This window comes from Oscillibacter sp. PEA192, assembly GCF_003574015.1.
Taxonomy (GTDB): domain Bacteria; phylum Bacillota; class Clostridia; order Oscillospirales; family Oscillospiraceae; genus Oscillibacter; species Oscillibacter welbionis.
The window spans coordinates 2697867-2714555 of sequence record NZ_AP018532.1; the positions used below are offsets into that span (position 1 = coordinate 2697867).

General features: G+C 62.3%; 20 protein-coding genes. 11 read left to right on the forward strand and 9 right to left on the reverse strand.

The window, feature by feature from the left end; translation table 11 throughout:
• Positions 1-7: 7 nt before the first annotated feature.
• Positions 8-496, forward strand: coding sequence for an RNA polymerase sigma factor (locus DN611_RS13430; protein WP_119311603.1), 489 nt, complete (start codon positions 8-10; stop codon positions 494-496).
• Positions 480-1535, forward strand: a complete 1056-nt coding sequence (locus DN611_RS13435; protein WP_160117441.1) for a DUF4179 domain-containing protein — start codon at positions 480-482, stop codon at positions 1533-1535. Before DN611_RS13430 ends, DN611_RS13435 begins: the two co-directional genes overlap by 17 nt.
• A gap of 201 nt (positions 1536-1736) precedes the next feature.
• On the opposite strand, the gene DN611_RS13440 is transcribed toward DN611_RS13435, so the two are convergent.
• The 3 genes from DN611_RS13440 to mtnA are packed head-to-tail and all read right to left on the reverse strand — an operon-like array spanning position 1737 to position 3892.
• Positions 1737-2030: a hypothetical protein gene (locus DN611_RS13440; protein ID WP_021748160.1), complete on the reverse strand. Its 294-nt coding sequence runs from the start codon at positions 2028-2030 to the stop codon at positions 1737-1739.
• 3 nt (positions 2031-2033) lie between these two features.
• Positions 2034-2768 (reverse strand): purine-nucleoside phosphorylase, encoded by a 735-nt coding sequence (deoD, locus tag DN611_RS13445; protein ID WP_119311605.1) that lies wholly within the window; start codon positions 2766-2768, stop codon positions 2034-2036.
• A gap of 47 nt (positions 2769-2815) precedes the next feature.
• A complete protein-coding gene (gene mtnA, locus DN611_RS13450; protein ID WP_119311606.1) occupies positions 2816-3892 on the reverse strand; it encodes an S-methyl-5-thioribose-1-phosphate isomerase in 1077 nt (358 codons plus the stop codon).
• A 241-nt stretch (positions 3893-4133) separates the two neighbouring features.
• Here mtnA and DN611_RS13455 point away from each other — a divergent pair, with 241 nt between their 5' ends.
• The gene (locus DN611_RS13455; protein WP_119311607.1) at positions 4134-4634 is read left to right on the forward strand and encodes a hypothetical protein; all 501 of its coding nucleotides are present in this window, start codon (positions 4134-4136) and stop codon (positions 4632-4634) included.
• Between the two features lie 136 nt (positions 4635-4770).
• On the opposite strand, the gene DN611_RS13460 is transcribed toward DN611_RS13455, so the two are convergent.
• Positions 4771-5292 (reverse strand): nitroreductase family protein, encoded by a 522-nt coding sequence (locus DN611_RS13460; RefSeq protein WP_021748164.1) that lies wholly within the window; start codon positions 5290-5292, stop codon positions 4771-4773.
• A gap of 95 nt (positions 5293-5387) precedes the next feature.
• Complete coding sequence (locus tag DN611_RS13465; RefSeq protein WP_021748165.1) at positions 5388-5612, reverse strand: hypothetical protein; 225 nt, start codon at positions 5610-5612, stop codon at positions 5388-5390.
• 187 nt (positions 5613-5799) lie between these two features.
• Between DN611_RS13465 and DN611_RS13470 the strand changes: the two genes are divergently transcribed.
• The 5 genes from DN611_RS13470 (at position 5800) to DN611_RS13490 (ending at position 10328) form a co-directional block, all read left to right on the forward strand.
• The gene (locus DN611_RS13470) at positions 5800-6963 is read left to right on the forward strand and encodes a pyridoxal phosphate-dependent aminotransferase (RefSeq protein ID WP_021748166.1); all 1164 of its coding nucleotides are present in this window, start codon (positions 5800-5802) and stop codon (positions 6961-6963) included.
• 145 nt (positions 6964-7108) lie between these two features.
• A complete protein-coding gene (gene spoIIID, locus DN611_RS13475) occupies positions 7109-7357 on the forward strand; it encodes a sporulation transcriptional regulator SpoIIID (RefSeq protein WP_025545171.1) in 249 nt (82 codons plus the stop codon).
• Positions 7358-7403: 46 nt separating this feature from the next.
• Positions 7404-7664 carry a hypothetical protein gene (locus DN611_RS13480; protein ID WP_021748168.1) on the forward strand — a complete coding sequence of 87 codons (261 nt, stop codon included), beginning with the start codon at positions 7404-7406 and terminating at the stop codon, positions 7662-7664.
• Positions 7665-7819: 155 nt separating this feature from the next.
• Complete coding sequence (locus DN611_RS13485; RefSeq protein WP_021748169.1) at positions 7820-8812, forward strand: LCP family protein; 993 nt, start codon at positions 7820-7822, stop codon at positions 8810-8812.
• A 79-nt stretch (positions 8813-8891) separates the two neighbouring features.
• Positions 8892-10328, forward strand: a complete 1437-nt coding sequence (locus DN611_RS13490) for an S-layer homology domain-containing protein (RefSeq protein ID WP_119311608.1) — start codon at positions 8892-8894, stop codon at positions 10326-10328.
• 64 nt (positions 10329-10392) lie between these two features.
• Here DN611_RS13490 and DN611_RS13495 read toward each other — a convergent pair whose 3' ends face one another.
• The 4 genes from DN611_RS13495 to DN611_RS13510 are packed head-to-tail and all read right to left on the reverse strand — an operon-like array spanning position 10393 to position 14585.
• On the reverse strand, positions 10393-10686 hold the full coding sequence (locus DN611_RS13495) for a NifU family protein (RefSeq protein ID WP_021748171.1): 294 nt from the start codon (positions 10684-10686) through the stop codon (positions 10393-10395).
• Entirely contained in the window at positions 10683-12206 is a 1524-nt protein-coding gene (locus tag DN611_RS13500) for an ATP-binding protein (RefSeq protein WP_119311609.1), read from the reverse strand. Before DN611_RS13500 ends, DN611_RS13495 begins: the two co-directional genes overlap by 4 nt.
• Before the next feature lie 12 nt (positions 12207-12218).
• The gene (locus tag DN611_RS13505; protein ID WP_119311610.1) at positions 12219-13589 is read right to left on the reverse strand and encodes a vWA domain-containing protein; all 1371 of its coding nucleotides are present in this window, start codon (positions 13587-13589) and stop codon (positions 12219-12221) included.
• An 18-nt stretch (positions 13590-13607) separates the two neighbouring features.
• Positions 13608-14585, reverse strand: a complete 978-nt coding sequence (locus DN611_RS13510; RefSeq protein WP_119311611.1) for a hypothetical protein — start codon at positions 14583-14585, stop codon at positions 13608-13610.
• A gap of 182 nt (positions 14586-14767) precedes the next feature.
• On the opposite strand from DN611_RS13510, the gene DN611_RS13515 reads away from it, so the two are divergent.
• The 3 genes from DN611_RS13515 to DN611_RS13525 are packed head-to-tail and all read left to right on the forward strand — an operon-like array spanning position 14768 to position 16604.
• Positions 14768-15154, forward strand: coding sequence for a GntR family transcriptional regulator (locus DN611_RS13515; protein WP_025544972.1), 387 nt, complete (start codon positions 14768-14770; stop codon positions 15152-15154).
• Complete coding sequence (locus DN611_RS13520; protein ID WP_119311612.1) at positions 15151-16005, forward strand: ABC transporter ATP-binding protein; 855 nt, start codon at positions 15151-15153, stop codon at positions 16003-16005. Before DN611_RS13515 ends, DN611_RS13520 begins: the two co-directional genes overlap by 4 nt.
• Positions 16002-16604 carry an ABC-2 transporter permease gene (locus DN611_RS13525; protein ID WP_119311613.1) on the forward strand — a complete coding sequence of 201 codons (603 nt, stop codon included), beginning with the start codon at positions 16002-16004 and terminating at the stop codon, positions 16602-16604. The genes DN611_RS13520 and DN611_RS13525 overlap by 4 nt, the downstream gene beginning before the upstream one ends.
• Positions 16605-16689 lie beyond the last annotated feature (85 nt).

A 16689-nucleotide genomic window follows, 5' to 3' on the forward strand; every position in this document is an offset into this window, starting at 1 on the left:
GAGATACATGGACGATATGGAACAGGCGGAGCGGCTGGCCAACACATACGCCGACGCGATCCTCCGCCTCAGTTACACCTATCTGAAAAACACCCACGATGCCCAGGATATCTGCCAGACGGTCTTCGTGAAGCTGCTGATGGAGCCCCGGGAGTTTAAGAGCCCGGAGCACGAGCGGGCCTACATCCTGCGGATGGCGGCCAACGCCTGCAAGGACCTGCTGAAAAGCCCCTGGCGGCAGCGGTCCCAATCCCTGGACGTCGGACTGGAGGTCCCCGCCCCCCAGGCGGGCGACGGGTCTGTGCTGGAGGCGGTAAATCAGCTGCCGCCCCACTACCGGGCCGTCATTTACCTGTTCTATTACGAGGGTTACCAGGCTGCCGAGATCGGTCAAATCCTGGGCATCCCCACCGCAACCGTCCACACCCGGCTGGCCCGGGGACGGACGAAGCTGAAAGAACTTTTGGGAGGATATGGCTATGAACAGCCCGTTTGAATATCAGGAGTCCCTGAACAGCCTGCACTTTACAGAGGAGGAAAAGGCCGCCATCGCCCGCCGGGCCGCGGAGGCGGCGCGGAAGCAGACCCGGCCCGCCCGCCGCCCCGTCCGCCGGATAGCCCTGATCGCCGCTGCGGCGGTGCTGGTGCTGGCAGTGGGCACCGCCGGCGCCACCGGCATCCTGCGGTCCGCTGCGGAGGTCTTCTCTCCCCTCTTCGGCGGGGCACCCGCTCAGACGGAGATCATCGACAAGATCGGCTATCCCGTGGGCGCCAGCGACACGGACAACGGCGTCACCGTCACCGCCGACGCCGTCATGGGCGATGCGTATAATGCCGTTATCGTCTACACCATCAGTCGGGACGACGGTACCCGCCTGCTGCCGGAGGACATCACAGGCGAAATGCTGCTGGTCCACGGCAACGGCACGGACCTGAGCATTCTGGGCGGAAGCCACGGCAGCAGCTATTTTGTGGTGGAGGATCCCGCAGCCAGCTCCATCCAGATGGTGGAGACGGTCAGCGCCGACAAGCCCATCAACGACTGCACCGCCACCGGTGTGTTCGAGAACCTCTACAAGTGGGACGAGGAGGCCGGCGAGGCCGTACCCATCATCGAGGGCAAGTGGAGGCTCAAGTTTGAGATGACCTACGAGGACAGCTCCGTCACCCTGAGCGGCGGCGAGACCTTCACCCAGGACGGCATGACCTTCACCATCGACTCCATCACCCTCTCTCCCGTGGCCTACAAGGTGGACTACACCGTGGACAGCGAGGTGGTGTGGAGCAACTCCGGCAGCGGCCGGCAAAGCGAAGAGGACCGCCTCACCACACAGCGGTACTTCGAAAACGTGGAAATCCTGCTGACCCTCACCGACGGCACGGTGATCGACCTGTCTAACGCCGGCGGCAGCATCGGCCCGGAGGATGGCGTCACTGTCTGCTCCAAGGGCGAGGTGTTCTCTGAGGTCCTCCCCATGGAGGACATGGCCTCCATCTCTGTGGGCGGCGTGGTGTACGATCTGACAGCGGAGTGAGCTGAGGCATTCCCAGGCAGGCCGAACCGTTCCGGAAGCAGCGCAGAGAACTGTGCGGCCGCCTCTATCGGACGGCTCTCAGACGAAGGGGCCCGCACTGCTCTAAATTAAAACTTTGCCTGTCCTGTCAAAACGTTTTTTGCAGAAGAAGGACCCGCCGGGGCACACGCCCCAGCGGGTCCTTATCTTTTGCAGTTTCGGTTACTGGGGCGCCACGTGCTCCGGCTTTACCAGATCCGCCAGCAGCTCCTTCGCCCGCTCCACGTCCTCCGGCTTCACGGAGATGTAGTAGGTCAGCCGGTCGATCTTCCCGTTGGGGCCGAAGTCCCGGTGGTCCAGCTTGGCGCCGCAGCCGCACGCCGGCGCCTCCGTCTCATAGAAACCGGTCTCCATGACCTTGATGCCAGCATCCTTCAGCCGCTGCCGGGCTTCCTTCCACCTGGGTTTGTCGCCCCAGACCTCATAGGCCTTCTCACGCTTTCCGAACAGCGCCATATGTCAGCCCTCCAGGGACTTCCAGGCAGTCTCCAGGGCGATCTCCATCATCTCGTGGAAGGAGTCCTGCCGCTCCTGGGCGGAGAGGGACTCCCCGGTAAAGATGTGGTCGGAGATGGTCAGCAGGGACAGCGCCCGCTTCCCCAGCCGCTGGGCCGTCCAGTAGAGGCCAGCCGTCTCCATCTCCAGCGCCAGGATGCCGAACTTCCGGTACATGGCCCCGGCGTCGGAGTTGTCGTTGTAGAACTGGTCCGCCGTGAACACCTGACCCACATCTGCCCGGACGCCCATGGCCTCCGCCGTCTCCACCGCGTCCCGGAGAAGCCGGAAGTCGGCGGTGGCGCACAGCTGGCCGGGGAACCGGTACTGGTCGGCGAAGTGGGAGTTGGTAGAGGCCCCCAGGGCGATGACCACATCCCGGACCTTCACATCATCCCCGATGCCGCCGGCGGAGCCGATGCGGATGATGGTATCCACACCGAAGAATTGGTACAGCTCATAGCTGTAAATACCCATAGAGGGCACGCCCATACCGTGGCCCATGACGGAGATGCGCTTGCCCTTGTAGGTGCCGGTGTAGCCCAGCATGTTCCGGACGGTGTTGAAGCACACCACCTCCTCCAGATAGTGGTCCGCCACGTACTTGGCCCGCAGGGGGTCGCCGGGCATCAGCACAGCTTTTGCAATCTGGCTCTCTTCCGCCGCGATAGAGGCGGATGGGGATTCCTTGATGGCCATTTTTGATTCCTCCTTGTAATGTAGATGTCAGATATTCCATTTTGTTGTCACTTCTTGTCGTCAAACAGCGCCTTCAGGCTCTTGGTATAAGGCGGGCGGCAGATGCCCTTCTCCGTGACGATGCCGGCGATCAGCTCATGGTCCGTCACATCGAAGGCGGGGTTGTAGCACTTCACCTCGGGCAGAGCCATGGGCTTTTCGTACCACATGGTCTTGATCTCCTCGCCGTCCCGCTCCTCGATGGGGATGTGGTCCCCGTCGGGGCAGGCCATATCAATCGTGGAGGTGGGGCCCAGCACGTAGACGGGAATGCCGTAGTGCTTAGCCAGAATCGCCACGCCGGAGGTACCGATCTTGTTGGCGGTGTCGCCGTTGGCGGCCACCCGGTCGCAGCCCACGAAGCAGGCCTGGACCCAGCCGTTCTTCATGACAATGGAGGCCATGTTGTCGCAGATCAGCGTCACGTCCACCCCGGCCCGCTGGAGCTCATAGCTGGTGAGCCGGGCGCCCTGGAGCAGGGGGCGGGTCTCGTCGGCGAATACCCGGATGTGCATCCCTCGCTCCGCCGCCAGCAGGAAGGGGCCCTGGGCCGTGCCGTATCGGGAGGTGGCAAGGGGCCCGGCATTACAGTGTGTCAGGACGCCGTCGCCCTCCTTCAGCAGACTCAGACCGTATTCGGAGATGGCCCTGCATTTGGCGATGTCGTCCTCATGGATGGCTACTGCCCGCTCGTACAAAGCGTCCAGCATTTGGCCCCGGGTATCGTGGACATGCTCCAAGGCGGTGCGCATCATCTCCCGGATGGCCCAGCCCAGATTCACCGCCGTGGGACGGGCCGCGTCCAGCTGCTGGCCATAGTCGCTGAGGCGCTTCAAAAACGTGGGACGGTCCTCGGTCCGGATGGACTTGGCCAGCACATACATGCAGTAGGCGGCGCAGATGCCGATGGCCGGGGCCCCCCGCACCCGCAGGGCCCGGATGGCCTCCACCATCTCGTCAATGGTCTGGAGGCGGATCTCCTTCTCCTCCCCCGGCAGCAGGGTCTGGTCGATGATGTAAAGGGCCTCCGCCTTCCGGTCGTAGCGGATGTTCTGGGCATGGGTTACCGCAGTGATATCTGGCATGGTGGTTCTTCCTTTCCAAACGGCGGCCGCCCCTCCGGTCTCCCGGGGCAGCGCCTTCGTGTTCTCCCGTCCAGTGTATCGCAATTTCCCCGCCGACGCAAGGGGGGAGGTCCGCAGCTCCCTTTTCAAGCTCCGTTGTGATGGCCTGAACTCCGTCTTTCACCAACCGACCTTGTGAAAAATGGGTCTGTATGATAAAATAGGGGTGTTTCCAGTGAGCCTGTGTATCAGGAGGGATTGTATGCGCCAGCCCCAAACGATCTGGTCCTTATGCGCTTTTATATTTGGGTTGATGGGAATCATTTTTGTTTTCCTCGGGATGCTCTTTTATATCACAGACATCCCTGTGAATGGCGGCTGCAATTGGTCTTTTATCCCAATTGGGGCGATCCTTTTATTGGGCAGTATTGTTTGTTTGGCGAGGTGCGGTCTGCAGGAGCAGCGCAGAAAGCACCTAAAAACAAACGGCATTTCAGTGGTCGGAAAAATTCAATCCGTTCGACATCTAGTTTGGATCAACTGGAACACAAAGACATTTGTAAACTGGCCCGGGCAATGCTCTCCGTGGGTCGTTCAATGCTCCTACTGTTATGGCGGACGGACTTATACAGTCAAAAGCCTCTTGTCATGGATAAAGCCGGCTACTGATTTTCAGCAGCCCGTTATTTATCTTGATCCACGCAATCCAGTACATGCCTATGTGGATATGGATACAATCAAGTGGGAACTTTCATCTTTTTGAGCGCAATCACAAGCCGATCATATCTACAGGCCTCTCTGTTGATTTCACCAAATGAAGCGATTGCATACGATTCGCCAAGGGCTACCGCAGCAAAACAGCAGGGCGGCGGGAATGCTCCCGCCGCCCTGTGTATCTGTCACACGCGGAGGATCCAGCCGTCCTTCCGGGGCTTGGGGGCGGGCAGGTCCCCCTCCACATACCCCAGGATGCAGTTGCCCACACCACGGTAGGTCTCCGGCAGCCCCCACTTCTTCAGCAGTTCCTTGCCCTCCGGCCGGTCAAAAAGCTCCATGGCCCGGTTGATCCAGCAGGAGCCCAGTCCCAAAGCCGCGGCAGCGGTCATCAGGTTTCCCATCACCAGGGAGCCGTCCTGCAGCCAGTTCAGCTTCTCTCCGTCCCCCAGAACCACCACCACGGTGGGGGCACCGTAGAAGGGATCCGTGCCGGGATTGCCCTGGATCTCCGCGTTCAGCTTGGACATCCAGGCAATGGTCTCCGGGTCCTGGACCACCACCATGACAGAGGTCTGGAGTCCCTTGGCGGAAGGCGCCCAGGTGCCCGCCTCCAGAATGGCGTTCAGCTCCTCGTCCCTGATCTGCTCCGCCTTGTACTTGCGGACGCTCCGGCGCTCCTTCAAAACCTTCAATGTCTCGTTCATGTTCGCAGCTTCCTTTCTATCGTTATGTTGCTTTGAAAATCAAATGGCTCCGGGTTCCAGCACCTGCCCCATAATCTCCCGGCACTTTTGGTACATCAGGATGGTGTCGCGCAGGCCAGGACGCACAGGTCCGCCGCTTCCCCGGCCCGGACCATCTCCACAGTTTTCTCCGGGCCGTAATAGGTGTGCTCCAGATCCACGGTCAAGAACCGGAACCCGGCGTAGCCCGCGGCCTCCACAAACTCCGGTGCAGCGGACTGGATGAAGGTCCCCAGAAAAGGCCGCCCCTCCGCCAGCAGAGCGGAAAATGCAACGTGCATGGCCGTGCCCCTTTCTCATCTATTATAGCACATCCCCCCGGAATTCCCAACGTTTTTTCACATCAGGTATCGCCCCTTTGCGGATTCCGGAGGTGACAGCTGTCCCGTGACGTGCTATACTGATAAAAATATTGCGCTTTGGCAGGACTTTTTCCCAACTGTTCCAAATTAAGGAGTGATTTTGACCATGCCCCAGCCTCTTTCTGAACGCACCGCCAGTTTCACCGATTCCGTGATCCGGCGGATGACCCGCGTCTCCCTGAAGTACGGCGCGGTGAACCTGTCCCAGGGCTTCCCCGACTTCGAGCCGCCCCAGGCGATCCTGGAACGGCTGGCCCAGGTGGCCCGGGAGGGCCCCCATCAGTACTCCGTCACCTGGGGGGCCCAGAACTTCCGAGAGGCCCTGGCCCGCAAGCAGTCCCGCTATATGGGCCGCACCATCGACCCGGACAAGGAAATCGTGGCCACCTGCGGCTCCACCGAGGCTATGATGTGCGCCATGATGACCGCGGCCAACCCCGGGGACAAGGTCATCGTCTTCTCCCCCTTCTATGAGAACTATGGGGCAGACACCATCCTCTCCGGGGCGGAGCCCATCTATGTGCCACTGCACCCGCCCGCCTTCACCTTCGACGTGGACGAGCTGGAGGCTGCCTTCCGCCAACGTCCCAAGGCCCTGGTGCTGTGCAACCCCTCCAACCCCTGCGGCCGGGTCTTCACCCGGGAGGAGCTGCTGACCATTGCGGAGATGGCCACCAGATACGACACCTACGTCATCACCGATGAGGTGTATGAGCACATCGTCTACGCCCCCCACCGGCACACCTACTTCGCCACCCTGCCGGGGATGTGGAACCGGACGCTGTCCTGCTCCTCCCTGTCCAAGACCTACTCCATCACCGGCTGGCGGCTGGGATACATCATCGCGCCGGAGGAGATCATCGACCGGGCCAAGAAGGTCCACGACTTTCTGACGGTGGGCTGCGCCGCGCCGCTGCAGGAGGCGGTAATCCCCGGCCTGGAGTTCGGCCAGGACTACTATGACGACCTGCTGGCCAAGTACACCCACAAGAAGGACCTGTTTCTCAAGGGGCTGGATGACCTGCACATCTCCCACAATGACCCGGAGGGCGCCTACTACGTGCTGCTGGACATCAGAGAGTACGGCTATGAGAGCGATCTGCAGTTCTGCAAGAACCTGGCCCGGGAGGTGGGCGTGGGGGCCGTGCCCGGCTCCAGCTTCTTCCGGGAGCCGGTGAACCACCTGATCCGCCTCCACTTCGCCAAGAATGACGACACCCTCAACGAGGCCCTGAACCGGCTGGAGAAGATCCAGAAGCTGAAAAAATAATCCCCCTCGGGCCCGTCCGGAAAACCCGGACGGGCCCTTTTTCGTCTAAAGACAGAAGAGGTTCTCTTCCCTCCGCCCCAGTCCGCGCATATCCCTTTTTCTCCCCGCATAGGATGGAGCAACAAGAGGCGGGGAGTGTTGTGTTTTGAAGGGTAACATGGAGGAGCGGGCCGAACGGCTGGCTCAGTACATCATCGAAAACCGGACCACGGTCCGCGCCGCCGCACAGAAATTCGGCATCAGCAAATCCACAGTGCACAAGGACATCTCCGAACGGCTGCCCCAGTTCAATCGGGTGCTGTACCAGCAGGTGAAGGAAGTCCTGGAGGTGAACAAGGCCCAGCGACACATCCGCGGCGGCATCGCCACCCGGAAAAAGTACCGCGGGGAATAAAATGCGCATAGACTAGTCTTAGAAAGCTCGCAACGGAGGAATCGATATGGCAAAGCAATCCCGCTGCCGCCGCGTGGCCCGGTCCACACCGGAGCCCCCGGTCGCCGCAGTGCCGGCCACCCCGGAGCCTCCCGTCCGCCGCTGGCCTCACCCGGTGGAGGGCGTGGAGCCCATCCAGGACCTGGATCCGGCACTCCATTACATACGATGCGCCCTCTCCTATCAGAACCAATTGCTGGCTGACATCAAGACTCTCTTGCAGCAGCTGGTTCCGGAGGAGACCCGGGAAGATGCGGAGAATTCCTGAAAAATGGCGTGCCGCGCTCCGGCACGCCATTTTCCTCTTGTGTTTTTCCGCTTCCCGTTTTATAATGTTGCAACGAGTATTATGTAAATCTTCTCACCCAGTTTTTCCAAAGAAACCCCCGCGGCACCGCCGCGGCTGTAAGGAGCGTTTTGAATATGGCAAAGAGAACCCGCCGGAGACGGCGCAGCTGGAGCAGACTGCTGCTTCTCGTGGTCTTTGTGGCCGCCGCACTGTATGCCGGCTACTTCTGTCTCTTCCGTCCCCCTGAGGTCCCCGCCGAAACCACCCGGCCCGACGAAGCGGAGGAGGTCTCCGCCGAAGACACCGCCCAGGACGCAGAAGTCCTGGCCCAGGCGGCCCATCTGGAGCGCAAGCCCTATTTCTACACCATTCTGGTGTCCGGCGTGGATGACCACAATGGCGGCAGCGACACCAATATCCTGGTGGCCGTGGATGCAGAGAACGACTACATCTATGGTGTCAGCATCCCCCGGGACACCAAGGCCGTCATCAATGGAAAGAACCACAAGATCAACTTCGCCTATAACTCCGGCGGGACCGCTCTGCTGGCCGAGACCATCTCCCAGCAGCTGGGCATCCCAGTGGATTTTACGGTAACCGTAGATCTGGACGGCTTCGCCGCGCTGGTGAATGCCATCGGCGGCGTGGACTTTGAAGTCCCCATCAGCATGAATTACGACGATCCTTACCAGGACCTGCACATCCACTTCTCCGCCGGGATGCAGCATCTCTCCGGTGCGGAGGCGCTGAAGGTGGTCCGCTTCCGCCACAACAACGACGGCTCCGGCTACGGCAGCGAGGACATCGGCCGGATGCAGACCCAGCAGAACTTCCTAAAAGCCGTGGCTCAACAGACGCTGACGCTCTCCAACGTGGACAAGGTGGGGGAGTTCGCCAAGATCTTCCAGCAGTATGTGGACACGGACCTGTCCCTTGGGAACCTGGCCTGGCTGGGGAAGGAGGCCATCAGCATGGGCGTGGATAAGATCTCCTTCTCCACTCTGCCCAACGAGTGGCGCTCCCCCTACATCTATCTGGACCCGGACGCCACTCTGGAGCTGGTCAACCAGTACCTGAATCCCTATGTGGAGGACCGGACCATGGAGGATTTGGACATCCCCTCCTGAAAAGGCCCCTGTCCGCGTTTTGTTCCATCAGGCAGAAATCCTGAATTCGATCTTCCATTTTGTATAAGGAGGTGCCGTCATGAAGAAACGGGTCCCCGCGCTGGTGCTGGCACTGGCGCTTGCTCTTACTGTCCCCGCCTGGGCCGCCCAGGACACCCCGGACAATTTTGTCCGCAGCAAAACCTACGCCGGCCAGTTCTCCGACCTGACGCCGGAGTCCACGTTCTACGACAATGTGGCGGCGCTGTATGCGTATGGTCTCTCCGTAGGCAAGGCCGACGGCACTTTCGGCCTGCGAGACCAGCTGACCGTTGGGCAGGTGGTGATTTTCGCCGGCCGCATCCGCAGTCTGTACCGCACCGGAGACGCGGAGGCAGGTCCAGGCGCCTATGCCGCCGAGAATGAGGCAGCGGCCCTCCGGTACCTGCGCTATCTCCAGTCGGAGGGTGTCATCGGCACGGAGCTGGACGAGTCCCTCTCCACCCCCGCCACCCGGGCCCAGGTGGCCCATGTGCTGGCGAACACGCTTCCGGAGGAGGCCCTGCCGCCCGTTCACGCGGACCTGGTAACTCAGGCTTACGCCAGCCGGCAGTTCATCACCGACGTGACCGAGTACACCCCCTATTACCAGGACATCCTGACCCTCTACCGCACCGGCGTGTCCGTAGGCAGCGACGCCGCTGGCTCCTTCCTGCCGGACCAGCCCATCACCCGGGGCGCGGCCGCCGCCATGCTGACCCGCATGGTGGATCCAAGCCTGCGGGCAACGCCGGACTGGGACCTGGGAAAGGAGTCCTGGAGCGCCCTGGGCGCTGCCATGGGAGATCTGGTGCCCTTGGGGACGTATATCGCCGCTCCCGCCACTGCGGCGGAGATAGATGAAAGCGTCCGCTACATGCTGGCATCCAACCAGAACACGCTGGTCCTGCAGTACCCCAGTCTCTCCGTAACCTCCGCCCGACGGGTGATGGAGGCGGCCCTGGCAGCTGTGAAAACCTATTGTGAGCAATGCTACAACACGGTCAACTGCACCTATTCTGCGGACGGGTCCATCACCCTCACCTTCTCCGCCGCCAGCGCGGGAGATCAGATCCTGACTTACCGCGACGCGGCCATGGAGGCGGCCATTGCCGTCCATGATGCCCTGTGGGAGAGCGGAGAGATCACCACCTCCATGTCCGACTATGAGAAGGCCCGGGTCTACTTCACCTGGATCTGCGATAACTGCGTCTATGATTACACCGCCGGGGACAGCTCCCTGAGCCATATTGCATACAGCCTGTTTGAAAACGGCACCGCCGTGTGCGACGGGTACACCGGCGCCTACAACCTGCTGCTGAAGCTGGAGGGCATCGACTGCACAGCCCTCTCCAACAACTCCCACATCTGGACCGTGGCCACCTTGGACGGCACAGACTACCACATCGACACCACCTGGGGCGACAGCGGCCCCGCCCCCAATTACGACTACTTCGCCATGACTGCCGAAGAGTCCTGGCAGCACCACAGCTGGTAAGCTGTTGAAAAGCGCCCCCGGCTTTTGCCGGGGGCGCTTTTTTCTCTTCAGGGGCTGCCGACTTTCAAAGATGATGGTCCCGCAGCAGCCGCTTGGCCTGCTCCCACAGCTCGTCGCTGACAGTCTGGACCACCACGACCTTCTGCACCAGCTCCGGCAGGGCAGCCGTCAGCTCATGCTCGATCAGCGTCTCGTTGGTCAGGTCCGCGGAGGGGCACCCGGCACACTGGCCCAGCAGCTTGATATACAGCACGCCGTCCTCCAGGTGGTCGATCTCCAGCTCACCCCCGTGGGCCCGGAGAGACGGGCGCACCTTCTCGTCCAGCACGGCTTCGATCTGCTTCCACTCTTCCCTCATGTGTTTTCCTCCTGTTCTGCCGCCTTGGCGGCGGCAATCTCCTCCCGGATGCGGTGGCGGGTGCTGTCAAACAGCAGCTCCCGGTTGTGGCGGAAATAGGCGTCACAGCCAAACTGCTCCACGAACCAGGAGGTGTTGTACCCGACGGTGATCTCCGTGACGAAGATCACCAGCTCCTGGCTGTTGCCGAAGGTGGTCTCTAGGAAACGGAAGGCGTTGTCGAACATGTCCTTCGTCTCCATGGCCACGGCCTTCCGCCGCTCCACCTCTTCACCGAACCAGCCCCGGACGGCGTCCATAGCCCCTTCCGGGGCCACGGCCTCCCGGTCCAGCCGCTGGCGGTAGTCCTCCAGGGCGTTGATCTCCCGCTGCTTGAGGTCCCGGGACTCCTTGTCCAACTGGCCGGCCTCTTTGGCCTGCTTCATGGCAGTACGCCGCTTCCACAGCAGCTGGTCCAGCACCGTCAGCGGCGGCGCGTCCGCGATCTTCTCCCGAAACTCTGTCAGGGAGGTGTGGAGGGCGTCGGTCAGGGCGTCCTGGCAGCGGGTGTTCCGGGCTTCCTCGCTGAGCCGGGACAGCACCAGCCCCATGACGGAGAGCTTCTCATCAAAGGGCGCCTCCCGCAGCTCCAGCACGGTGATGTTCTCCCAGGTGCCGCTGAGGATCCCCTCCACGTGGTAGGTCTTTTGATACTTGTAGAACATCTCCAGGTAATTGGCGAAGTCCTTGGCAATGCGGGGCATCTGGATGTACTGCCCCACCACCTCCCGGTCCGCCCGGATGCCCAGGGTCTCATAAGCGTACAGCAGTTCGCTGAGATCCTCCCAGCCCCGGGCGGTGGCAAACTGGAGGCCGTCTGCCGTGTTCTCGATGCGGTAGAAGTTGTCCTTCTTGATGTCCAGGTAGGAGAGGATGGCCCCGTGGAGGTTCTTCCGGCGGGCGTACTCCTTCCACACGCCGTAGTCCTCCTCCACGTCGATGCGCTTCACCCGGTCCAGGGTCACCACGTCGAAGTCCCGGACGGACTTGTTGTACTCCGGCGGGTTGCCCGCCGCCACGATCAGCCACCCCTCGGGAAGGGCCTGGTTGCCGAAAGTCTTGCACTGGAGGAACTGGAGCATCATGGGGGCCAGGGTCTCGCTGACGCAGTTGATCTCGTCCAGGAAGAGGATGCCCTCCTGCAGTCCGGTCCGCTCCATCAGCCGGTAAACGGAGGAGAGGATCTCGCTCATGGTGTACTCGGTGACGGAGACCTCCTCCCCGCCATAAGTCCGCTTTTCGATGAAGGGCAGGCCGATGGCGCTCTGTCGGGTGTGGTGGGTGATGGTGTAGGCCACCAGGCCCACGCCGGTCTCGGCGGCGATCTGCTCCATGATCTGGGTCTTGCCCACGCCCGGCGGGCCCATCAGCAGCACCGGCCGCTGGCGCACTGTGGGGATCAGGTAGTTCCCCAGCTGGTCCTTGGCCAGATACGCCTTCAAGGTATTGGTGATCTCCTGCTTTGCCTGTTTGATGTTCATATCGTTAGCTCCTTACAGTTGGGGAAGTTCGTCCAAATCGATCAGGTCCAGCCCGGCGGCTTTGGCCTCCTCCGCTGCCTCCCGGGCGGCCTGTTCCAGGGCCGGGGTGGGCACCACCAGCCGGATGGCCCAGGGGGGCATCTTTACGGACAGGGGCGGCTCCTCCAACAGCACGAAGGCCGTGTCATAGGGCGGCCGCTTCCGGGGATAGACGCCCATGCCGTCGGTGAAGTATACCAGCCCCCGAAGGAAGGTGAAGGCCCCCTCTACCTGGAGCTCCGCCACGTGTTCAAACACCGGCCGGAAGTCCGTGGCGCTGCCGCCCATCAGAGAGAAGTTCTCCATATAGGCTTTCAATTCCTCCAGGTCGCGGATGGGGGTGTCGGACCGGACCTGGTCGTCGCACTGGAGAATGCGAATGTTCACCTTCCGAGTGAAGGTCTCCGTGCTGCGGAGGATGGCGTAAGTGCAGGCCAGAAACTGCCGCACCAGCTCACCGGAGGTAGACATGGAGGTGTCCACGGCGATGACGAAGTCCTCGATCCGCTTCTCCTCCTTCGTCTCCGGCGGCTCCACCAGGGGCATGTTGCCGTAGAGCTGGAGGCCGTAGGTGTAGAAGATATAGTCAAAGGCGTCGCCGTCCACCGCCATCACCTCCCGGGGCACGGCGAACCGCCGGAGGAAGGTCCGGTAGTCCACGTCGTCCCGGTTGGCCACCTGGATCTGCTCCAGCACCGCCTCGCCGCCGGTGGCCTTGCCGGCCAGCACGGTCTCCAGTCCCGTCTGGGTCTTTTCGGAGACGCCCTGCCACTTCTGCTCCCGCTGCTTCTGCTGCTCCTGGTCCTGCTGGTCCGGGTCCCACAGGCCATGGTCGTCCACCAGAAAGGTCCGCTGGAGCCGGGCCACCTCGTACTCCGGCAGGTCCAGCCGCAGGAGATGGCGGTAGATGCCCTCCGCCGTCAGCACCGGCATCTCTGCCCGGCACTCGCCGTAGAACTTCTGCTTGGCGGGGACGAAGCCCCCGGCCAGGCAGGGGTAGTCCAGCTCGTCCAGGATGCTCTCCACCGCGACATCGCAGGCCAGATCCCACAGCTCCGCCACCCTGCCCCGCTTCTTCCACAGGTGCCGCAGCATACAGTGGAGCAGCACGTGGAGATAGGCCCGGTCCACCGCCGTCCGGGACCGGAGATACCGCTCCGAGAGGAAGCTGCCGTCGTAGTACAGCGTCTCCCCGTCGGTGGCCAGGGACAGCGTCACCCCGCCGCCGGGCTGGAAGTCCAGGCTGCACAGCGCCACATCCAGATAGGGCAGATTCAGATACAGTTCATTCCGGGCCGTCTGCAAAATCTCCAGTCCGATGGCCGTCAGGTCCTTGGCCGCCATGGTGCGCCTCCTTCCCTGCTATAAGTCAAAAGTCTTGTCCAGCCCCCGGGGGGCCACATCCCGCTGCTGTTCCAGCAGCAGGGCCAGGGCCTCGGAGACCCCGCTCTCCCTCGCCAGGGCGCAGGCGGCGGACAGGGCCTCCCGGTCCGGCTCCGCCGTCCTCAGCAGAAACGCCAGCCCCGGCATGTCCCGCTCTCCCACCAGCCAGACTGCCGCCTCTCCGGCGTGGGCCCGGAGGTAGGACAGGTACTGCCCCTCCGCCCGGGGCGTCAGCTCCACCGGGTAGCGCAGCCGCCAGAAGGCCAGCCGCACCGCGCAGTCCTCATCGTGCTCCATGCCCAGAAAACCGCTCCACAGCTCGTCATACGTCCGCAGGTCCAGCCGCTTCCGGCGGAAGGAGTGGTGATAGGGATATCCGGCGCCGAAGATGTTGTAATCAAAGTGATGGGCCGGGCAGTTCTCCTCATAAACCTCCCGGTACTCCGGAAAGAGCAAACGGAACACGGTGCCGTCCGTCTCCTCCACGGTGACGTCCAGCTCCCAGGGCAGTTCGTCGGCAAACCAGGCCAGGGTGTCCCCCTGCTCCCCCACCCGGGTCAGATGGAAGGCTGCCAGCCGTCGGCAGTTCATCAGCACCCCGCCGCCCCACTGACCGATGCCGTCGTGAAGCCGCAGGGTCCGCAGGCCGCCGCAGTTCATCAGGGCGTAATCCCCCACCCGCTCCAGGGACCGGGGCAGGGTCAGGTCCTCCAGGTCCCGGTTGCTCCAGGTCCCCGGGTCCGTCCCGGTGCCGCAGGTCACCAGCAGGTCCTCCCCCTCCGCGGAAGCGGCGGTGGGCGAGAGGGCGTGGTCCCCCAGGGCCGTCACCGGCAGGCCGTATAACGTCTCCGGCAGGCGGGCCCGGGCGTCGCAGGTGGCCGCCCGCAGGATGGTAATCCCCGCCGCCTCCCGGCGAATGGTTAGCTTCCAGTTTCCGCTGCCGGGGATGGTCTCCACGGCGCTCACCTCCTTTTCTCCGGACAAGCCGTCAGTCTCAGCTTTAGTAGTGTATCACATTTTCTGTTGAGAGCCTAGCCCCAAGGACCACAAAAATTTTTGCGGGATCCAGCATTTCCCTCTTGACAATCCGTGCATACTGTATATACTGTAAATGTACAGTACGAACAGGAGTGACTTCCATGGAACTCATCATCCGCAATACCACCAACCAACCCATCTACGATCAGATCTACTCCCAGATCAAAGCCCAGATCATTGCCGGGAAGCTCTCCCCCGGAGAGGCGCTGCCCTCCATCCGGGCCCTGGCCAAGGACCTGCGGATCTCCGTCATCACCACCAAGCGGGCCTACGACGAGCTGGAGGCCGACGGCTTCCTCTACACCGTGGCCGGCAAGGGCTGCTTTGTGGCGGAAAAGAATCTGGACCTGATCCGGGAGCAGAAGCTGAAGGAGCTGGAGGACCACCTGGACGCCGCCGTGGAGCTGGCCGCCCAGTGCGGCGTCTCGGCACTGGAGCTGATGGAAATGCTCCGCATCCTGCTGAAAGAGGAGGAACCTCACGTATGAACGCCATTGAATTGAGCCATGTGACGAAACACTTTCCCGGCTTTACCTTACAGGACCTGTCCCTCACCGTGCCCAGCGGCACCATCTGCGGCCTGGTGGGAGAGAATGGCGCCGGCAAGTCCACCACCATCCGCCTGCTGATGGGGGCCCTGCGGCCGGACAGCGGCACCTGCACCGTCCTGGGGGCGGATTCCGCCTCGCCGGAGTTTCTCTCCCTGAAAGAGGACATCGGCGTGGTGCTGGACGAGGCCTATTTCCCAGAGAGCCTGAATGCCCTTCAGGTGGGAGGCGTCATGGCCAAGACCTACCGCCGTTGGGACGGAAAGCAGTACCAGAATTACCTCACCCGCTTCGGCCTGCCGGAGAAAAAGCCCTTCAAGGACTTCTCCCGTGGCATGAAGATGAAGCTGGCCATCGCCGTGGCCCTGAGCCACAGCCCCAGGCTGCTGGTGCTGGACGAGGCCACTGCCGGCCTGGACCCCATCGTCCGGGACGAGGTGCTGGAGATCTTCAACGAGTTCACCCGGGAGGAGGACCACTCCATCCTGATCTCCTCCCACATTTTGAGCGACCTGGAAAAGCTGTGCGACTATATCGCCTTCCTCCACCAGGGGCGGCTGCTGTTCTGCGACGAGAAGGATCGGCTGCTGGAGGAGTATGGCATCTTCGTGGGCACGGCAGATCAAGTGAACAGCCTTCAGGACGGGGCCGTGGTAGCCCGGGAGAACAGCAGCTTCGGCGGCGTCCGGTGCCTGGTGAAGCGGGCGCTGGTGCCTGCGGGCTGGGCGCTGGAGCGGCCCACGGTGGAGGATATCGTCCTGTTTTTGGTGAAAGGAGCGAAGGAGCAATGACTGCCCTGCTTTTGAAAGACTACTACGTGATCTTCCGGCAGATGAAGATCTTCCTGCTGTTAATTCTGGTGTTCTCCTGCATCCCCGGCACGTTTTACAGCACCTTTGCCGTGGTGTATGCCTCTATGCTGCCCTACACCGCCCTGGCCTATGACGAGCGGAGCCGCTGGGACCAGATGGCTGCCATGATGCCGTATTCCGCCCGGGACGTGGTGCTGAGCAAGTATCTCTTCGGCTGGATCGCCGTGGCCGTCTCGGCGGCGGCCACCTTTGTCCTTCAGACCATCCTGTCGGTCATCTGGCTCAGCGATGTGGAGGGTCCCTCCATCCCCGTCATCCTGCTGTCCGTGTGCGTGGCCGTGTGCATCCTGGACATCACTCTGCCCATGATGTTCCGGTTCGGCGTGGAGAAGGGGCGGCTGGTCATGTTCCTCATCATCTTCCTGGTGTGCGCCAGCGCCGGGGGCATCGCCACCATTGAGCAGAGCGGCGGGCCCGACGTTGGCTTCCAGACCTGGGCTCCCCTGGTGGTGGCTGTGGTGCTGACCGCGGTATCCATTCCCCTTTCCATTCGGTTTTACAGCCGCCGGAATCGGTGAGCGGCATGGAACATTCCCCCAACCCGCCCCGCCCGGCGCCGGCCCCGGCGGACCTGGCCGCGTTGCTGGCCCTGTGCGGGGCGGC